Annotated in this window: 1 protein-coding gene; it reads left to right on the forward strand. The window is 70.5% G+C overall.

The genetic code is table 11. The annotated features are described in order from the left end of the window. Positions 1-273 precede the first annotated feature (273 nt). Positions 274-718: hypothetical protein (locus ACFU3E_RS38380; protein ID WP_384169453.1), on the forward strand; the 445-nt coding region annotated here is incomplete at its 3' end.

Raw genomic sequence — 718 nt, forward strand, 5'->3', positions numbered from 1 at the left:
GCCGATGGTACTGCAGGGGGGACCCTGTGGGAGAGTAGGACACCGCCGAACAATTCTTCAGGACCCTTGGTCCCAGCGTTCAGCTGGGACCAAGGGTCCTTTTTGTTTTTGCAGTGCGCGCTGGGCACCCGGCTGCGCGAGAATGACTTGCGGTACCGAAGACAGGAGTCACCATGTCCACCAACTCTCCCGACGACCGACCGGAGCGCGACCAGCGGCGACGGGAGGGGGACCGGAGCGACCGGAACGACCGCGGCGGTCAGCGCGGGGGTCGTGGAGACCGTGGAGGCTTCCGCCGCGACAACGACCGTGGCGGCTACGGTCGTCGTGACGGCGACCGAGGCGACCGCGGAGAGCGCGGCGAGCGGCGTGACGACCGTGGTGACCGTGGTGGTTTCCGCCGTGACGACAACCGTGGGGGTGGGTACGGCCGGCGTGACGACCGTGACCGTGGGCCGCGCAGGGACGACGGCGACCGGGGTGGGTTCCGTCGCGACGACCGCGGTGACCGCCCTGCCTTCCGGCGTGACGACCGTGGTGAACGCCCCCCGTTCCGGCGCGACGATCGGGGTGACCGCCCTGCCTTCCGGCGTGACGACCGGCGTGACGACCGTCGGGACGACAGGCGTGACGACCGTGGTGACCGTGGTGGTTTCCGCCGTAACGACAACCGTGGGGGTGGGTACGGCCGGCGTGACGACCGTGACCGTGGGCCGCG

This window comes from Streptomyces sp. NPDC057424, from assembly GCF_042803315.1.
Lineage (GTDB): Bacteria > Actinomycetota > Actinomycetes > Streptomycetales > Streptomycetaceae > Streptomyces.